This is a genomic window from Streptomyces iakyrus, assembly GCF_000717055.1.
Classification (GTDB): domain Bacteria; phylum Actinomycetota; class Actinomycetes; order Streptomycetales; family Streptomycetaceae; genus Streptomyces; species Streptomyces iakyrus.
On the sequence record NZ_JNXI01000149.1, the window covers coordinates 1 to 311 of the forward strand.

The 311-nt window shown below is 60.1% G+C and carries 1 protein-coding gene; it reads left to right on the plus strand.

The window, feature by feature from the left end; translation table 11 throughout:
* The first annotated feature begins 43 nt into the window (after nucleotides 1–43).
* Entirely contained in the window at nucleotides 44–235 is a 192-nt protein-coding gene (locus OO68_RS49105; protein ID WP_078625846.1) for a metal-sensing transcriptional repressor, read from the plus strand.
* The last annotated feature ends 76 nt before the right edge of the window (nucleotides 236–311 follow it).

Genomic DNA, 311 nt, shown 5'->3' on the forward strand with positions numbered 1-311 from the left:
GCGTCTAAAGCGAGCTGGCGGACACCTCGCCAAGGTTATCGAGATGATCGAAACCGGGCGTTCCTGCCTCGACATCGCCACGCAGTTGCAGGCGGTCGAAAGCGCAATTGCGCAGGCAAAGCGAACACTGGTCCAGGACCATCTCGACCATTGCCTGGACGAAGTCGTCGGCGAGCTCCCGCCCGAGCAGCGCCGGCCGATCGACGAGTTCAAGCTGATCAGTAAATTCCTCTGAGGCCGAGAAATGCTCAAGGTCCTGTCGAACCGCGTCTATGGACGCCTCTTCACTGCCCAGATCATCGCCCTTGTGG

Bases quoted from the DNA above. Each gene is read 5' to 3' on its own strand.
- OO68_RS49105 (WP_078625846.1), top strand. From the start codon at position 44: ATGATCGAAACCGGGCGTTCCTGCCTCGACATCGCCACGCAGTTGCAG.